Source organism: Pseudoduganella sp. R-43, from assembly GCF_049913255.1.
Taxonomy (GTDB): domain Bacteria; phylum Pseudomonadota; class Gammaproteobacteria; order Burkholderiales; family Burkholderiaceae_D; genus Rugamonas.
On the sequence record NZ_CP183988.1, the window covers coordinates 3270776 to 3286316 of the forward strand.

The window sequence follows — 15541 nt, forward strand, 5'->3', positions numbered from 1 at the left end:
GCCTGGCCGGTGCAGGCCCAGTGGTCGGTGGCAGCACGGTCGAAAATCCAGCCGGTGTCTCCGCGGGCAGCGGCGGTGCAAGCGTTTGCGCAGGCGCGGTTCGCAAGACGGGCATCCTTTCCAGTTCGCGGCGATAGGCATCGGCGCGCTTCCAGTTGTTTTCGTGAGGAAATAGCAGTGCCACTTCTGCCCAGGCACTGCGCGAAATGCCTTTGCAGCGGCAGATGAAAGCATGCGGCGAAACTGGTTCGCCTTGATGGATGATGGAATCCCCAAGGACTTCGGCATATGCGAAGCTTGTACGGTTCCAGGCACGCAATTGAGTGCCTTCTGGCAGGAAAACGGTTTTACACTGGTAGCCGCGATGGCGGATGGCCGGTCCTTTGCCCAGCTCGCCACGGGTAAGCACTCCTCGATCGCTAATGCCGCCAGTTCGCCGGCGCTCGCCTCGCCGGGACTGGCTTCAACATATTGCAATAGCCGGCACAAGGTACCGGCGGGTAACGCCAGAGTCGCTATGTCTTTCATGCTGTTTTCCTCCGCTGTTTTGCGCTGAAACGCGCTGTTTTCCGCTGCTCTTGTCTTGGACCGGGTCGTGCAGAGAGAGTTCCAGAAAAAGCAGCGGAAAACAGCGGAAAACAGCAGAAAACAGCGCGTCATTTCAGCGGAAACGCCATAGGCAGCCAGGTCGATTTACCTGTACCTGTGCCGGGTGCCGCGATCTATGCCAGACGCATCAGGACGGCGCCGGCGGCGATGGCTGCAATGGCGAGGGCGCGCTTGCTGCCTATGCGTTCGGACAGGAAGAATTTGGCGATCAGTGCGGCAAACAGGATCGAAGTTTCGCGCAGGGCTGCGACGGCGGCGAGCGGGGCGACCGTCATTGCCCACAAGGCCAGGCCGTATGCCCCAAGTGTGCCGGCGCCGCCGAGGATGGCGACATGCCAGAATTGCCAGGCGTAGGCGTGCAGTTCACGCGGACAGCGGAACAGGCACCAGGCCAGCAGCCCGATGGCGCTCAGAACGTGCAGCCACATCACATAAGCTGCGGGAGCGGCGGAGGCGCGGGCGCCGAGGCCGTCGAGCAGCGTATAAGCGGCGATGACCAGGGCATTCAGCAAGGCGTAGGCGCTTGAGCGGCGGCGAGAACCTGCATCTGCGCCGTCGCCGTCAGCGGGACGTGTAGCGAACCAAAGGCCGAAGATGCCGCCGCTGATGCACGCTACGGCGGCGCATTGGGGCGTGCTAAGGTGCTCGCCCAGCAGGGGCACGCTGGCGATGGCGACCAGCAGCGGGGCGCTGCCGCGCATCAGCGGATACGCGTGGCTCATGTCGCCGTGGCGGTAGGCTGCCGCGAGCAAGCCGTAGTAAGCGTAGTGGATGACCGTGGAGGCCAGCGCGTAAGGCCAGCTAGCGGCGGCGGGTTGTGCGAGGAAGGGCAGCAGCGGCAGCGAGATCAGTGCGGCGCCGCTGGCCACCAGCACGCTGCTCAGGAAGGGATCGCGGCCTTTCTTGACCAGCGCATTCCAGCCGGCGTGCAGCAGCGCGCCGCACAGGACGATGGCGACTACCGAGGGCGCCATCAGCGGGGCCGCACGCTTTCGGCGAGGATTTCCGGGCGGTGGTAGCGCTGGAAGCCTTCCATTACCACGTTCGATTTGGCGGCGCGTTCCAGCAGCTCGAGCAGCAGGGCGCGGTCATCCGGGTCCAGCGAAGACCGGGAAACGTAGACGCCGGTCTGCTGCCATGGCAGTTCGGGAATCGGCTCCATGCGCAGCCGGTCCAGCATGCCGTTCACGCGTGCTTCCCGGTTGATGGCGCCGGCCAGGATGGTCGGCCCCATGATCGTGAGGTCCACCGCGCCAACGTATAGCAGGCGAGCGACTGCGCTCGGCTCCACTTCGGTGAACAGGCGGCCCTGGCGCGCCAGCTCGCGCACGATGGCCTGGTAGGCGTCGCCATAGTCGTAGCCGCGGACAATTGCCACGCGCAGGTCGCGCCGGTCCAGCAAGTCCTGGGCATTGGCAATTTGCGGCCGCGGGCTTTGCAGGGAAATCAGTACGGCGCGGTGCCCCACCATCGGCACGAAGATGCCGCTGACGTCGCGCGCCGGTGTGCGGGTGGCCGGCACCAGCAGGTCGGCCTTGCCGGACTCGAACAGCAGTTCCTGCCGGGCGCGCGGGACCGAGCTGAAAACGAAGTGGCAGCCTGCGCGCGGGCCAAGGCTGCGGAATATCTCCGGATAGATTCCGCTGTATGTCCCGTTGTTGACGATGACGCTGACACCGGTGGTCGATACCGGCACCACGATGTCGCGCGAGCAGTCGGCATGGGACGGCAAAGCCGCCGCCGCCAGCGGCAGGGCGGCGAGCAACTGGCGGAAGAAGCTGTGCGCGCGTCCGGTCATGGGCTGATTATGCGCCTGTTTCCGAAGTCGCCGTCGTGGCCATATGGTGTTGGCGGAAGTAGCGCCGGGCGACGTAGATGCCGACCGCCTGCATCGCCGCGCACAGGAAGAAGGTGCTGCCGATGCGCCAGTCGCTCGGGGGCAGGTGGCTGACCGTGCCGAGGATGGCGCCGCCCAGCAAAGGCATGATCACCGTACCAAGGCTGCTGATCGACTGCAGGGAGCCCATCAGTTCGCCCTGTTCGTTGGCCGGCGTCGCCTTGGACACGATGCCTTGCAGCGCCGGGCCGGCGGCGAAGGCCAGCAGGTTGCACAGGATGAAGACATACATCATCCAGCCGTGCGTGGCTAGGCCATACAGCATGTAGGTGATGGCGCCCGAGGTCAGGCCCAGCAGCGACAGGCGTACCTCGCCGAACTTGCGGATCAAGACGCCGAGCAGGCCGGCCTGCACCACGGCTGCCGTCAGGCCAACGCAGAACAGCGCAGCGCCGTTCTCCGCCGGGCTCCAGCCGAAGCGGAAGTGGGTGTACAGCACCCAGGTCGACTGCAGCATCATTTGCGCGCCGGTCACCAGGGCGAACGTGATGACCAGGCCGCGGATATCCTGGCGCCGGGCCAGCTTGGCCAGCGAGTTGAACGGGTTGACCGACACCAGCTTGAATTTGGTGCGCTGTGCTTCCGGCAGCGATTCGGGCACGAAGAAGTAGCCGTAGATGAAGTTGGCGAACGATAGCGCCGCTGCGACGTAGAAAGGCAGGTGCAGGTTGACGTCGCCCAGCAAGCCGCCCAGCATCGGCCCGCAGATGAAGCCCAGGCCGAAAGTGGCGCCGATTTTGCCGAAGCTCTTGGCGCGGTCTTCATGGCTGGAGATGTCGGAAGCATACGCGGAGGCGACCGACATGCTGGCCGAGGACATGCCCCCGATCACGCGGCCGATGAAAAGGCAGGCCAGGTTGGGCGCCCAGGCGGTGGTCAGGAAGTTGATGCCCATGCCGGCCATGGAATACAGCAGCACGGGACGGCGGCCGACCCGGTCGCTGATCGCCCCCAGCATCGGCATGAAGATGAACTGCAGCAGGCCGAAGGTGGCGCCCAGGATGCCGTACCACAGCGCGTGCAGTTCACGGTCCTGCACATACTGGCCGACCAGGATCGGCAGCACCGGCACGATGATCCCGATGCCCAGCATGTCGATGAAGATGCTGACGAGGACGAAGTTCAGGTTGCCTTTCGATCTGGTGTCTGGCGCAAGCTCGCTCATGCTGCCACCGCCCATTCTGCGACGAAGCTGTCGCGAAAGGCCAGCAGCTCCTGCAGGCGCCGTTCGCCCAGCGCGCGGCCGGCGGCGGTCTGCATGGTGCCGGGCAGGGTGGCCAGCTTTACCTCAATGTGGTCCAGCGAATAGGCCTTGTCATTGCGCTCGCGGTTCAGCGCGAGCGGATCGTCCGGGTGCGCCAGCGCGGTGCCCATGCGGCCTGCAATGTAGAACATGCGTGCGAGGCCGACGGCGCCCAGCGCATCCAGCCGGTCGGCATCCTGCACGATGCGCGCTTCCAGCGTGATCGGCTGCAGCGCGGCGGAAAAGCTGTGGGTTTCGATGGCGTGGGCGACCGCATCCAGGCGCTCGGCCGGAAAGCCGGCTTCGGCCAGTTGGGCGCGCGCCAGCACGGCAGCCTGGCGCGAGGCGAGGTGGCGTTCCGGGTGGTTCTTCGGCAGGTTGACCAAGTCGTGCAGGTAGCAGGCGGCCATCACGACCAGGCGGTCGGCGCCGGGATGCTGTTCCAACAACAGGCTGGCGTTGCGCCACACCCGGTGCAAATGGTTGGTATCGTGGGCGCCGTCGTCGCCCGCCGCTGCGCTGGCCAGCGCGACCAGGCGCGGCTGCCAAGTGCTCAGAGAGATATCCATAAAACCTTGTTTCGTTTTTAGCTGCGCAATTGTGCCATGTATTTATCGCAAGCTTGTATGTTTCTCTAGAGCAAAATTCTTGGTGATTATTTTATTGGTCTACGGTAACATTATGCTGTCATCGTTCATAAGTGAAAAATTATCATGACTACAACCACCAGCCAAGCTGCCGAGTTCCTGGCCTTTACCCTGGGCCAGGAAGAATACGGCATCGACATCCAGAAGGTCAGCGAGATTCGCAGCTACGAGAACCCGACCCGCATCGCCAGCGCGCCGGACTACGTGAAAGGCGTGATCAACCTGCGCGGCCTGATCGTGCCGATCATCGACATGCGCGTGCGCTTCCAGCTTGGCGAGCCGACCTACGGCCCGTTCACCGTGGTCATCATCCTGCACATCGGCAGCCGCACCGTGGGCATCGTGGTGGACGCCGTTTCCGACGTGACGACCCTGCAGCCGGAGCAGATCAAGGCGGCGCCCGACATCAGCGGATCGATGGATACTGAATACATCACCGGCCTGGGCACCATCGATGACCGCATGCTGATCCTGGTTGATATTGAACGCCTGATGTCTTCGGCTGACATGGGCCTGATCGAGAAGATGGCGGCATGAACTTCCTGAACAACCTGAGCATCGGCAAGCGCCTGGCATTTGGCTTTGCGGTGACGCTTGCATTGTCGATCGTGATTGCCGCCCTCGGCGTCTGGCGCCTGCAGCAAGTGGCCGGCGCCACGCGCCATATGATGGAGACGCCGCTGGCGAAAGAGCGCATGATCTCCGACTGGTATTCGAAGATCGACAGTGCGATCCGCCGCACCACGGCAATTGCCCGCAGCAGCGACGCCTCGCTGGGCTCCTTCTTTGCCGAGGAATCGAAAGTATCGAGCGCCACCTCGGCCGAGCTGCAAAAGAAAATCGAACCGCTGATCAGCGACGCCGACGAGAAAGCCTTGTGGGAGCGCGTGATGGAGCAGCGCAAGGCGTACATCGCTTCGCGCGACAAGGTGGCCAAGCTGAAGACCGACGGTGAGCTGGAACAGGCAAACGAAGTCTTCGAGAAGACCTACCGCCCGGCTGCCGCGCAGTACCAGGAGCTGGTGCAGGACCTGCTGTCGATGCAGCGCGGGAAGATCGACGCCATCGGCAAGGAAATCGACAGTATTTCTTCCACCAGCCGCAAGCTGTTGACGGTATTGGCGGTGCTGGCCGTGGTCTTCGGCGCGGCGTGCGCCTTTATGCTCACCAAGGGCATCACCACGCCGCTGTCGCGCGCAGTCGATGCGGCGCGCCGCGTGGCGGCGGGCGACCTGACCGGCGACATCCGCGTGCACGGCAGCGATGAAACCGGCCAGCTGCTGGGCGCCTTGCGCGACATGAACCAGGCCTTGCTGAACATCGTCAGCGAAGTGCGCAACGGCACCCATTCGATCACGATTGCATCCAGCGAGATCGCGGCCGGCAACCAGGACCTGTCGGCGCGCACCGAGCAGCAGGCCGCGTCGCTGGAAGAAACCGCCTCGTCGATGGAAGAGCTGACGTCGACTGTCAAGCAGAATGCCGACAATGCGCGCCAGGCCAACCAGTTGGCCGGGGCCGCGGCTTCGGTGGCGCGCAAGGGCGGCAGCGTGGTGTCGGAAGTGGTGGGCACCATGGAGTCGATCGATGCCTCTTCGCGCAAGATCGTGGACATCATCGCCGTGATCGACGGCATCGCGTTCCAGACCAACATCCTGGCGCTGAATGCCGCGGTGGAAGCGGCACGCGCCGGCGAGCAGGGCCGCGGCTTCGCGGTCGTGGCATCGGAAGTGCGCAACCTGGCGCAGCGCTCGGCAGCGGCAGCGAAAGAGATCAAGGAATTGATCGGCGACTCGGTCGAGAAGGTCAATGCCGGGACGCGCCTGGTGTCGGACGCGGGTAACACGATGGAAGAAATCGTCTCCAGCGTGCAGCGCGTGTCGGACATCATCAGCGAGATCACTGCCGCCAGCGCCGAGCAGAGCTCCGGCATCGATGAAGTCTACAAGGCTGTCGGCCAGATGGACCAGGTCACGCAGCAGAATGCCGCCCTGGTGGAAGAAGCGGCAGCTGCCGCCGAATCCATGCAGCACCAGGCCAGCAACCTGGCTGACGTGGTCAGCGTGTTCAAGGTGCGCTAAGCGGCGCCTGCGCGGATGGCCTGTTGCGACAGGCGGTCCGCATCGCCATTCCTGTGGCGCGGCACCCAGCGCACGTTCACCAGCGTCAGTGCCGCCATCAAATGCCCCACGCGGGCGCGATGTTCTTCCAATGCTTTGGCGCCAGCCTGCGGCGACAGCAGCACATCCTGCACCACCACCTGGCTGTCGCCGTACACCAGCAGTTCCGCTACGCCCAGTTCCACCGCCTTTTCCAGGGCGGCGATCAGGGCCAGGTATTCGGCGTCGCCGCTGCTGCCGTGGCCTGCGCGGCGGCATATTTCCACGCGTTCGCCGGCCGGGCCGGACAACAGCACGCCGATGCCGATGCGGCCCGGATTGGGATGGGCGGAGCCGTCGAACCAGGCGCGCCATGCTGCGGGAGAGGCGGCGACGGGCTGGCGCGCGAGTTTTTCAGCGCGCGCACGTTCTTGTCTTATCTGCATAGGTGAAGGGGCATGAAAAGGCCGCCTGGACCGCGCAACAGGCTGTTGCGGGCCAGGCGGCCATTTTCACACGCCGTTAGCGGCGGCGAGGATTGTCCGGGCGGTGGTCGTAGCGGTTGGGCACGCCGTCGCCATCGCGGTCGCGGTCATATCGGTTTGGCACGCCGTCGTTGTCGCGGTCGCGGTCATAGCGGTCCGGCACGCCGTCGTGGTCGCGGTCCCGGTAGCGGTCGCGATGGTGGTCGCGATAGTAGTAATTGTCGCGGTGGACATCGCGGTAGCCGTAGCCGGGGCCCTGGACGTAGCTTGGGCGGCTATCGTAGACGGTCCAGCCGCCTTCACGCCATCCCCAGCCGTTGTCGACACGGACCCATTGCGAAGGGGCGTAGCGGTAGCCCGGACGTTCCTGCAGCCAGTGGCCGGCGACCCAGACGTGGCGGTAGCCGTCCCAGCGCCATACGCCAGGGGCCCATACATAGCCGTAACGCGGCGGCGGCACGCTTTCAAAACGCAGTGGTGGAGGAGCGTTGCCGATCACGACGCTGAAATCAACCTGCGCCAGCGCGGCGGTCGGTGCTAATGCAACCGTGCCAAGTGCCAGGGCGGCTGCAGCGATGAGTTTCGATTTGAACATGGCTTTTCTCCTGTTTGGTGATGCGCTGAGTTCAATATACCAAGCGCTGCGAAGAGGCGAAAAGCCTGATTCAGTTTTTTACAAATCCCGCAGGGAAGTAACAATTGCTCAGATCTTGTCGCCCGGGGCAGCTTTGCGTTCTGCCGCCAGCGAGGCCTGCTTTTCCGCTTCGCTCATGCGCTTGGCAGCGACCACCACCACCGGCACCGCAGGCGCTGCCCGGGACGCGCTGGCGGCGGCAGCCGGCGCCGTCGTTTCATCGGCGCGGTTTTCAAGCACCAGGCTGGCGGCGCAGGCCAGGCCGATCATGGCGATGAACAGGGCTTCGAAATTTCGCAGGGCTTTCATGATGTTCTCCGCTTGAGGACTATCCATGTGCACACTGTATCCATGCCGCCTGCCGCCAGCCACCGGCGTGCGACAAGCGGTCCAAAACGTGGTGCGAAATGCAAAAAAGCCGGGCTTTTGCGGCCGAATCGCGAACAGAAGGGAAATCGTCCCTCATACGGAGCGAATGGATGGGCTGCCCATGTGCCAAGATAGGGAGGTGTGTAATGGGCAAATGGGCCCATGGCGCCCTGATACAATCGACAGGCGCAGGGTCAGACAAGGAGTGGGAAATGTTCAAGATGTTTGGTTTTGGCGGCGTGAAGTGCCCGCGATGCGGGCACCGCAACGGCGACAGCTCCGACTACTGCAGCCATTGCGGCCTGTCGCTCGGCGCGCCGCGCGGCGAGCCCGTGGTGCGCGACAACCGCTGGATCCCGGCCAGCGATGAGCTGGCGGTGTTCTTTGGCGTGCGCCAGCTCTCCGGCCTCTTCACCAAGACCCTGCACGTGCCGGCCGCGGCACGCGCTTTCATCCTGCAGGGCGAACAGGTCAGCGAGGTGCCGCAGGGCGACTACGAGCTGGACGGCCTGTTCGCGCGCCTGGGCAAGCTGCGGCGCGACGAGCCGGGCGAAATCCTGGTCACCCGCAGCTCGCCGCTGCCTGTCGAGTTCAATTTCACCGACTTGCTGAGCGCCGAATTCCTGAAGCTGGCCGCGCATTTCACGGTCGGCCTGGTGGTGCAGGACGTGCCCGCCTTTGCGCGCCATTTCATGACAGCGCCGGGTACCGTCACCACGCTGCAGCTGCACGACCTGCTGGCGCCGTCCATGCGCCAGCTTTCGGCCGAATTCCTGGGCAGCCGTTCTGTGCGCGACATGGCCAGTACCAGCGTGCTGCGCGAGCAGCTCAACGAACGCCTGCACAGCGCGCTGGGCCAGCGCCTGGCCGAATTCGGCCTGGCGGCGGCGCAGGTGGAAACCTTGTCACTTCGACACGATAAATACGATGACAACCGCGAGCGGGAGGGGAGCCTGTTCCTGGTGGCGGACGAGCGCCAGCGGCAGCTGGAGCACGTCAAGCAGCTCGACCAGCTGTACAACGAGGAAGAATGGCAGGCCATCAGCCGCCAGGAGCAGAAAATGCGCAGCGATTTCCGGCGCGCCGAGCTGAAGGCCGAAGCCGAGGAGCAGATGCAAGCCATCCGCGCCCGCGAAATCGACCTGTATGGCCGCATCGTGGCGGCCAAATCGCGCAAGCAGGCCTTCGAACACGGCGCCGGACTGGCCCTGGCCGACCTGGAACATGAACTGGCGCGCCACAAGTCGCTGCATGCCGGCGAGTCGGCCCAGTGGGACCAGGTGCGCCGCCTGGCGCAGATCAAGATGCGCACCGAGATGGAACTGGCGCAGCAGGCGGGCCTTGAGGAAAAGGCACTGGCCAGGCAGCGCTTCTCGCACCAGTTGTACCAGCAGCAGCTGCAGTACCGCGTCCAGCAGGCGCTGGCCATCGAGGACGAAGAGCACCGCCGCAAGCAGCTCCAGCTGCTGCGCAAGGCCGAAACCGACGCCACGCAGCGCGAGCAGGAGATCGAGGCCGAGCACCACCGGGCGAAATTCCAGGGCCTGGCCCTGGCCAACGCCGCCCGCCATCGGGAGGCGGAGCGCATCGTCGAGTGGGAGGAAGAACAGCACCTGGCCCGCAAGCGCGAGCTGGCGCGCGGCGAGCAAGCCAAGGACGCCAGCGCGCATGTCCATGTGGCCGAAATCAGCGCCAAGCTGGAAGAATTGAAGCGCAGCGGCGCAGCCGCCGAATCGGTGGCCCAGTATGAAAAGCTGCTGCGCACCATCGAGGCCGACGGCGTGCAGCAGCGCCAGGGGCAAAGCCTGGCGCGCCAGGCAATGCTCGACCAGGTGGCCGTGGAAGAACAGCGCCTGCAGCTGAAACTGCGCGACCAGGAAGCGCAGTGGCAGCAGTCGCTGAAAAAGATGGAAGCGGAGCGAGAAGAGCGCTTCAACCGCTGGAAGGTGGAATACGACAGCATGGTGGCGCAGCAGCAGCACGCCGCCGACCTGGCGCGCATCGACATCGACCGGCTGGAGGCAATCGGCCGCATGAGCGATACGGCCAAGATTGCGCTGGCAGCGACGCCGAACGCCGAAGCGCTGTCGCGCCTGATGCGCCAGCAGGCCCAGGCCGCGATGTCGCCCGAGCAGCTGCAGGCACTGGCCGGCGTGGTCGCCGCCGAGAACAGCATCACCACGGCCGAGGCGCTGCGCCTGGCGCGCGAGGAAGTGCGGGATGAACGCTCTTATCGCGACACGGTGGGCGACAAGGAACGCCAGCACCAGCTCGACCTGCTGCGGGCGCAAGCGAGCGTCGGCGTGTCGGCGGCGCGCCGTTGCCGGAATGGCCATATGGTGCCGACCGATTGCGGCGACGCGAAATTTTGTCCAGAATGCGGGGCGCCGCTGGCGAGGTAAAGCACGAGAGAGATGCAGACAGCCCGAGACAAGATTCGCGAACTGCGTGCCCTGCACGAAGATGGCCTGTTAAGCCTGCAAGAGTTCGACCGCCGCAAGAATGCCATCCTGGACGCCGAATACGCGCCGCCGGGAGGGGCGGCAGCACCCATCGCCATCCCGCGCCAGGGCACCGAGCTTGGCCTGATGGCCGGCCAGGAAATCGGCCCGCACAACCGGCGCTACCGGCTGGAGCGCCTGATCGGCATGGGCGGCATGGGCCAGGTATGGCAAGCCACTGACCTGGCGACCCATGCTGAACTGGGCCACAGCGCCGTGGTTGCGCTGAAGATCCTGCCGCCGCAGCTTACCCAAAGCCCGGCCCACGCCAAGCTGCTGATCGAAGAAGCGACCCAGGCGCGCCGCCTGGCGCATGACAATATCGTGCGCGTCTACGAATGGGCGCAGGATCCCGCCACTTCCAGCTATTTCATCATCATGGAATGCCTCGAGGGGCAGGATCTCGAGGCCTGGCTGGCGGAGCATGGCAAGGCTACGCCGGCACAGGTCGAGCAGATGCTGCGGCCGGTGGCCAATGCGCTGCAATACGCCTGGGGCAAGCACCGCCTGGTGCACCGCGACCTCAAGCCGGGCAATGTGTTCCTGACCGCGGCCGGCGAAATCAAGCTGCTCGATTTCGGCATCGCCTCGCGCGCGCGGTCGACCGGCACCGACCTTGGCATGGCGACGCCCAATGCCGGCACTGCCGGCTACCGGGCGCCGGAGGCCGGCACCGGGCAGGGCGCGCCGCGGCCGCAGCTGGACGCCTATGCGGTAGCGGTGATGATCTACCAGCTGCTGGAAGGGCGCCTGCCGTTCGACCAGCCCACCGCCCTGCTCGAGCCGCCCAAGCCGGCGGCGCTCAACGCGCAGCAATGGGAAGTGTTGAAGCACGGTTTCGCCAACCGCGCCGGCGAGCGGCCGGAATCGGTGGCCGCGCTGCTTGACGCATTAAGGGATGCCGCCGGGCCGAACGCCGAAGAAGCGGCGCAGCGCGAAGCAGCCAGCAAGGAACGGGCCGCTGCGGAACAGCAGGAACGCGAAGCGCGAGCCGCGCGTGAACAACGGGCCCGCAACGATGCCATCGCCCGCGCCGAGGAGGAAGAGCAGCGGCGCCAGAAGGAAGTGGAACTGGCCGCCCGGCGCAAGGCGGAAGCGCAGGCCGCGGCGCAGGAAAAGGCGCGCCAGGAGCAGCTTCGCCGCGAACAGGAAAAGCAGCGCAAGGCGCAGGCCGAGCAGGAAGCGACGGAGCGCAAGGAGCGCCTGCGGCAGCAACTGATTGCGCGCCGCGATGCCGATGCGTTGAAAGCGCGCCAGGCCGAGGAAGAATACCAGCGCAAGATGGCGCAGCTGAAGGCGGAAGCAGCCTACCGCGCAGAGCAGGAGCGCCACCGCAAGGAGCAGGCGGCGCGCAAGGCCGCCGAACTGGCGGCGCTGCTGCCGAGCGCCAGCAGCCCGGTAGCCGATGCGGAAGGCGTGCTGCGCGACCGCTTCACCGATGGCAGCGGCGTCGGGCCGGACCTGGTGCTGATCCCGACCGGCCGCTTCCAGATGGGCTCCAACGAACATGAGCACAAGGCTGCCGTGAAGGCCGGGGCGCAGAAAACTTCGCTGGACAAGGAATTGCCGGCGCACTGGGTCGGCATCGAGCACTCCTTTGCACTGGGCCGCTATCCGGTGACCGTGGGCGAGTGGCGCGTCTTCGTGAAGGCGACGGGCTGGCAGTCGAAGCTGGACGTCGACTGGCAGCAGCCAGGCTTTACGCAGGATGAGCGCCACCCCGTGGTGTGCGTCAGCTGGCACGACGCGCAGCTGTACCTGCAGTGGCTTGGCGAGAAAACCGGCCAGCAATACCGCCTGCCGAGCGAAGCGGAATGGGAATACGCCTGCCGCGCCGGCAGCCACACGGCGTTCAGCTTCGGCGACCAGATCACGCCGGAACACGCCAACTACGACGGCCATTTCACCTACAACGACGGCCCCAAAGGCAACAGCCATGGCGGCACGACCCGCGTGGGCAGCTACCAGCCCAATCCATGGGGCCTGTTCGACATGCACGGCAATGTATGGGAGTGGACGCAGGACACGGTGCACGATAACTACCTTGGCGCACCCATCGACGGCAGTGCATGGGAGCAGGGCGGCGACAAGGCGCGCCGCATCCTGCGCGGCGGAGCATGGCTGTACCAGCCGCGCTACCTGCGTTCGGCCATGCGCAATGGCTATTCGGCACTGCTGGCAAACGATGTGGTGGGCTTCCGCGTAGCGCGCAAGTTGGTGTAAATTGCTGGCTAAATCAACAAGCAGGAAACCAATATGACCGTTAAAGTAGCCCGCGACCAGTCGCTTCCAATGCGCAGCATCCTGCATGTGCGCAACCATATCGTCTCCGTCGACGGCACGATCGAAGAAGGCGGCAACGATGCCGGCCCGTCGCCGCACGACCTGTACGACGCCGCCGTCAGCGCCTGCAAAGCGCTGACCGTCATCTGGTACGCTCGCCGCAAGGGCATTCCGGTCGAAGATGTGCAAGTGACCACCGAGCGCGATGCCAGCGAAGAGCGCAAGGGCGTGTACCGCTTGGCCGCTACGCTGCACCTGACCGGAGAGCTGAGCGCGGAGCAGCGGGAAGAACTGCTGGCCATCTCGCAGAAATGCCCGGTGCATAAGCTGATGACGGCCGTGACCACCGAAATCTCCACCAAGCTGGGGCCATTGCCATGAACATTGCGCAACTCCTGAAGGGGCATGAGAAGGACCTGGGCGGCGGCTTTGTGGTGCGCCGCTATTTGCCGGCGGCCATGAAGCAGGCGGTTGGTCCATTCATATTCTTCGACCATTTCGGCCCGGTCGACGTGCCTGCCGATGCCGACCATGACGTCCGGCCGCACCCGCATATCGGCCTGGCCACCGTTACCTACCTGTTCGAAGGGGCGATGGAACACCGCGACAGCCTGGGTACCTTGCAGCGCATCGAGCCGGGCGCCATCAACTGGATGACCGCAGGGCGCGGCATCGTGCATTCGGAGCGCACCCCGCAGGACCTGGTGGGCGTGCCGCACCGCACGCACGGCCTGCAGTTGTGGGCCGCCTTGCCCAAGGCGCATGAGGAGGACGAACCTTCGTTCGCCCATACGCCTGCGGCGGCAATTCCGGAAATGCTGGTCGACGGCGCCAGGGTGCGCGTGCTGATCGGTTCCGCCTTTGGCCACGTTTCGCCGGTGAAGACCTTCAGCCAGACGCTGTACCTGGACGTGAGCCTGAAGGCGGGCCAGCAACTGGAACTGAGCGGCTTGCCGGCGGAAGCTGCCGTCTATCCGGTAAGCGGTTCGGTCGACGTCGATGGTGCTCCGGTGCCGCAAAACACGATGGCGCTGCTCGACACATCGAATTCGCAGCGGGTCAGCGCAAACACGGATGCGCAATTCGTCATCATCGGCGGCGAGCCGCTGGACGGCCAGCGTTTCCTGTTCTGGAATTTTGTTTCGTCGAGCAAGGAGCGCCTCCTCAAGGCGGCCGACGACTGGGAAGCGCAGCGCTTTGCCAAGGTGCCCGGCGAGACGGAATTCATTCCGCTGCCGAAAAGGCCTTCTGCCGCGACTTAAGCGGCAGCTTCGGCTGGCGGGATGTGCGCGGCGGCGCTGCGCACAATCCAGTGCTCCGGATAAGGATCGCTGGCGAAACGGGTATGGGCCGGAATGCGGCTCAGTTTTTCCTGCTTCGGTGTTGGCGCCAGCGCGGTTTCCTTGCCGGTGAGCTGGTCGACATGCCAGAAGCCGCCCTGGTGGTGCATCAGCAGCGGCAGGCTGGAGGCCTTCGGCAGCGCGTTATGGCGCGGCAGCGGGTAGCCGGGATGGGTGTCCGCCGCCAGCAGCACGAAGCATTCGGCGCGCGCGCCTTCGTCGATACGGTGCAGTATCACGCCGTGCGGCATCACGGCGCTCACTTCCAGCAGCACGATGCCCTTGATGCTGGCGCTCATTTCAATCTTCATGCCGGTGCGCAGCGGCACCGGCTTGTTCTTGCCCGGCCAGACCCCGTCCAGCAGCAGGCCGTAGCGCGACACGTCTTCGATCTCGAAACCATTGCGGGTGCGGCGGATCACGGCATGGCGGCCGGACAGGCGGCGCGTCAGGCCGGCGCAATCGGGTCCTTCGGCGCTGAAGTGGTGCAGCAGCACATCGGCTTCGGGATCGGCCAGTTCGAAGCGGCCGAACGACACTTCTTCCATCGCGAACAGGCGGATGTGGCGGCAGGCGCCATTTTCCGGGGCGGCATTGATGAAGCTTGCGGCCAGGGTAGGGTGGGGATGCGAAGGACCGCTGCGCGGCTGCTCGATCTCGATCAGGTCTTCATCCCAGGCGATGGTCGAATAGCCAACATCCACCTTGCCCGGCGGCGCCCCGAGGTCGAGGTGGGCGATGCCGGCATTGCGGGCGGTGACGTCGATGTCCATGGTATTGCCGCCTTGCGCGGACACGCGGGCAATCGCGGCATCGTCGGCCATGACGCGCACATTCTTGTGGGTGCTGAGGAAGGTGCGGTGAATTTCGTTCAGGCTGGCGTCGACCCGCGGCACCAGGATGACAAAAGTGCATTCCCATTGGCGCTGCGAGCTCTCGTCCTTGCTGACGATTTCGGCGTGGATCTGGTACTGCCCATGTTCCTTGCCGCGCGAGGAGAATTCCACGAATACAGGGCGCCAGTCGCCATGGACAGAGCGGATGAACTGCTGCAGCAGGACGCCATTCGGAATCAATTCGGAGCGCAGCCGGATCGACAGCTGCGGCGCGCAATCCTGCGGCATGCCGCGCAATTCCATTTTCAGCGACTGGCGGCCGCCGGCGGCGCGCGGGTCGAAGCCGCTGATGTGCAGCTGGGGATAGACGCGTGCCGGCGCGGAATAGCCGGCGACCGGGACGACCGGCGGGCCGCTGCGGGCGTTGCGCATGGTGCTCAGCAGCTCGAAGCTGCCGCCTTCCGCATCGGCTGCCGGCTGCGCGTGGCCGCCGGCGCAAGTGCTTTCCCCTGGCATGACCCAGTAGGTGCAATGCGGATGGTCTGGGTTACAGCACTTGTTCATGGGAGGACGTTCGTAGGGATACCGCAACTTTACG

15 protein-coding genes are annotated in these 15541 nt (G+C 65.2%); 7 read left to right on the plus strand and 8 right to left on the minus strand.

Annotated features, from left to right (window positions below):
• Positions 1-256 precede the first annotated feature (256 nt).
• A complete protein-coding gene (locus ACN9M3_RS15060) occupies positions 257-556 on the plus strand; it encodes a hypothetical protein (protein ID WP_426323490.1) in 300 nt (99 codons plus the stop codon).
• A 166-nt stretch (positions 557-722) separates the two neighbouring features.
• Here ACN9M3_RS15060 and ACN9M3_RS15065 read toward each other — a convergent pair whose 3' ends face one another.
• Genes ACN9M3_RS15065 through ACN9M3_RS15080 form a run of 4 tightly spaced genes read right to left on the minus strand, consistent with a single transcriptional unit; the run spans position 723 to position 4318 of the window.
• Positions 723-1583 (minus strand): EamA family transporter, encoded by an 861-nt coding sequence (locus ACN9M3_RS15065; protein ID WP_426323492.1) that lies wholly within the window; start codon positions 1581-1583, stop codon positions 723-725.
• Positions 1583-2407, minus strand: a complete 825-nt coding sequence (locus ACN9M3_RS15070; RefSeq protein ID WP_426323494.1) for a substrate-binding periplasmic protein — start codon at positions 2405-2407, stop codon at positions 1583-1585. Before ACN9M3_RS15070 ends, ACN9M3_RS15065 begins: the two co-directional genes overlap by 1 nt.
• Positions 2408-2414: 7 nt before the next feature.
• Positions 2415-3671 (minus strand): TCR/Tet family MFS transporter, encoded by a 1257-nt coding sequence (locus tag ACN9M3_RS15075; RefSeq protein WP_426171877.1) that lies wholly within the window; start codon positions 3669-3671, stop codon positions 2415-2417.
• Positions 3668-4318 carry an HD domain-containing protein gene (locus ACN9M3_RS15080; protein ID WP_426323496.1) on the minus strand — a complete coding sequence of 217 codons (651 nt, stop codon included), beginning with the start codon at positions 4316-4318 and terminating at the stop codon, positions 3668-3670. The genes ACN9M3_RS15075 and ACN9M3_RS15080 overlap by 4 nt, the downstream gene beginning before the upstream one ends.
• A 144-nt stretch (positions 4319-4462) precedes the next feature.
• Here ACN9M3_RS15080 and ACN9M3_RS15085 point away from each other — a divergent pair, with 144 nt between their 5' ends.
• Positions 4463-4933 (plus strand): chemotaxis protein CheW, encoded by a 471-nt coding sequence (locus ACN9M3_RS15085; protein WP_426323498.1) that lies wholly within the window; start codon positions 4463-4465, stop codon positions 4931-4933.
• Complete coding sequence (locus tag ACN9M3_RS15090) at positions 4930-6477, plus strand: methyl-accepting chemotaxis protein (protein ID WP_426171883.1); 1548 nt, start codon at positions 4930-4932, stop codon at positions 6475-6477. The genes ACN9M3_RS15085 and ACN9M3_RS15090 overlap by 4 nt, the downstream gene beginning before the upstream one ends.
• On the opposite strand, the gene ACN9M3_RS15095 is transcribed toward ACN9M3_RS15090, so the two are convergent.
• The 3 genes from ACN9M3_RS15095 to ACN9M3_RS15105 all read right to left on the minus strand — a co-directional run bounded on the left by ACN9M3_RS15095 (position 6474) and on the right by ACN9M3_RS15105 (position 7923).
• On the minus strand, positions 6474-6941 hold the full coding sequence (locus ACN9M3_RS15095; RefSeq protein ID WP_426171884.1) for a ribonuclease HI family protein: 468 nt from the start codon (positions 6939-6941) through the stop codon (positions 6474-6476). The genes ACN9M3_RS15090 and ACN9M3_RS15095 overlap by 4 nt on opposite strands.
• Before the next feature lie 76 nt (positions 6942-7017).
• Positions 7018-7575 (minus strand): YXWGXW repeat-containing protein, encoded by a 558-nt coding sequence (locus ACN9M3_RS15100; protein WP_426171886.1) that lies wholly within the window; start codon positions 7573-7575, stop codon positions 7018-7020.
• A 108-nt stretch (positions 7576-7683) separates the two neighbouring features.
• Entirely contained in the window at positions 7684-7923 is a 240-nt protein-coding gene (locus ACN9M3_RS15105; RefSeq protein ID WP_426171888.1) for a hypothetical protein, read from the minus strand.
• 272 nt (positions 7924-8195) lie between these two features.
• Between ACN9M3_RS15105 and ACN9M3_RS15110 the strand changes: the two genes are divergently transcribed.
• From ACN9M3_RS15110 to ACN9M3_RS15125, 4 genes are read left to right on the plus strand one after another with little or no spacing between them, the layout of a single operon-like run.
• Positions 8196-10385 carry a zinc-ribbon domain-containing protein gene (locus tag ACN9M3_RS15110; RefSeq protein ID WP_426323501.1) on the plus strand — a complete coding sequence of 730 codons (2190 nt, stop codon included), beginning with the start codon at positions 8196-8198 and terminating at the stop codon, positions 10383-10385.
• 12 nt (positions 10386-10397) lie between these two features.
• On the plus strand, positions 10398-12707 hold the full coding sequence (locus ACN9M3_RS15115; RefSeq protein WP_426323503.1) for an SUMF1/EgtB/PvdO family nonheme iron enzyme: 2310 nt from the start codon (positions 10398-10400) through the stop codon (positions 12705-12707).
• A gap of 33 nt (positions 12708-12740) precedes the next feature.
• On the plus strand, positions 12741-13148 hold the full coding sequence (locus ACN9M3_RS15120) for an OsmC family protein (protein WP_426171892.1): 408 nt from the start codon (positions 12741-12743) through the stop codon (positions 13146-13148).
• Positions 13145-14029 carry a pirin family protein gene (locus ACN9M3_RS15125; protein WP_426171894.1) on the plus strand — a complete coding sequence of 295 codons (885 nt, stop codon included), beginning with the start codon at positions 13145-13147 and terminating at the stop codon, positions 14027-14029. Before ACN9M3_RS15120 ends, ACN9M3_RS15125 begins: the two co-directional genes overlap by 4 nt.
• Here the strand turns inward: ACN9M3_RS15125 and ACN9M3_RS15130 are convergent.
• Positions 14026-15507, minus strand: coding sequence for an FHA domain-containing protein (locus ACN9M3_RS15130; RefSeq protein ID WP_426171896.1), 1482 nt, complete (start codon positions 15505-15507; stop codon positions 14026-14028). The two genes, ACN9M3_RS15125 and ACN9M3_RS15130, sit on opposite strands and share 4 nt — an antisense overlap.
• Positions 15508-15541 lie beyond the last annotated feature (34 nt).

What these genes read in the sequence shown, in the direction of transcription:
- ACN9M3_RS15065 (WP_426323492.1), bottom strand. Translation starts at nt 1,583, where the DNA reads ATGGCGCCCTCGGTAGTCGCCATCGTCCTGTGCGGCGCGCTGCTGCAC.
- ACN9M3_RS15090 (WP_426171883.1), top strand. Translation starts at nt 4,930, where the DNA reads ATGAACTTCCTGAACAACCTGAGCATCGGCAAGCGCCTGGCATTTGGC.
- ACN9M3_RS15060 (WP_426323490.1), top strand. Translation starts at nt 257, where the DNA reads ATGGATGATGGAATCCCCAAGGACTTCGGCATATGCGAAGCTTGTACG.
- ACN9M3_RS15115 (WP_426323503.1), top strand. Translation starts at nt 10,398, where the DNA reads ATGCAGACAGCCCGAGACAAGATTCGCGAACTGCGTGCCCTGCACGAA.
- ACN9M3_RS15105 (WP_426171888.1), bottom strand. Translation starts at nt 7,923, where the DNA reads ATGAAAGCCCTGCGAAATTTCGAAGCCCTGTTCATCGCCATGATCGGC.
- ACN9M3_RS15110 (WP_426323501.1), top strand. Translation starts at nt 8,196, where the DNA reads ATGTTCAAGATGTTTGGTTTTGGCGGCGTGAAGTGCCCGCGATGCGGG.
- ACN9M3_RS15070 (WP_426323494.1), bottom strand. Translation starts at nt 2,407, where the DNA reads ATGACCGGACGCGCGCACAGCTTCTTCCGCCAGTTGCTCGCCGCCCTG.
- ACN9M3_RS15080 (WP_426323496.1), bottom strand. Translation starts at nt 4,318, where the DNA reads ATGGATATCTCTCTGAGCACTTGGCAGCCGCGCCTGGTCGCGCTGGCC.
- ACN9M3_RS15100 (WP_426171886.1), bottom strand. Translation starts at nt 7,575, where the DNA reads ATGTTCAAATCGAAACTCATCGCTGCAGCCGCCCTGGCACTTGGCACG.
- ACN9M3_RS15085 (WP_426323498.1), top strand. Translation starts at nt 4,463, where the DNA reads ATGACTACAACCACCAGCCAAGCTGCCGAGTTCCTGGCCTTTACCCTG.
- ACN9M3_RS15095 (WP_426171884.1), bottom strand. Translation starts at nt 6,941, where the DNA reads ATGCAGATAAGACAAGAACGTGCGCGCGCTGAAAAACTCGCGCGCCAG.
- ACN9M3_RS15125 (WP_426171894.1), top strand. Translation starts at nt 13,145, where the DNA reads ATGAACATTGCGCAACTCCTGAAGGGGCATGAGAAGGACCTGGGCGGC.
- ACN9M3_RS15130 (WP_426171896.1), bottom strand. Translation starts at nt 15,507, where the DNA reads ATGAACAAGTGCTGTAACCCAGACCATCCGCATTGCACCTACTGGGTC.
- ACN9M3_RS15120 (WP_426171892.1), top strand. Translation starts at nt 12,741, where the DNA reads ATGACCGTTAAAGTAGCCCGCGACCAGTCGCTTCCAATGCGCAGCATC.
- ACN9M3_RS15075 (WP_426171877.1), bottom strand. Translation starts at nt 3,671, where the DNA reads ATGAGCGAGCTTGCGCCAGACACCAGATCGAAAGGCAACCTGAACTTC.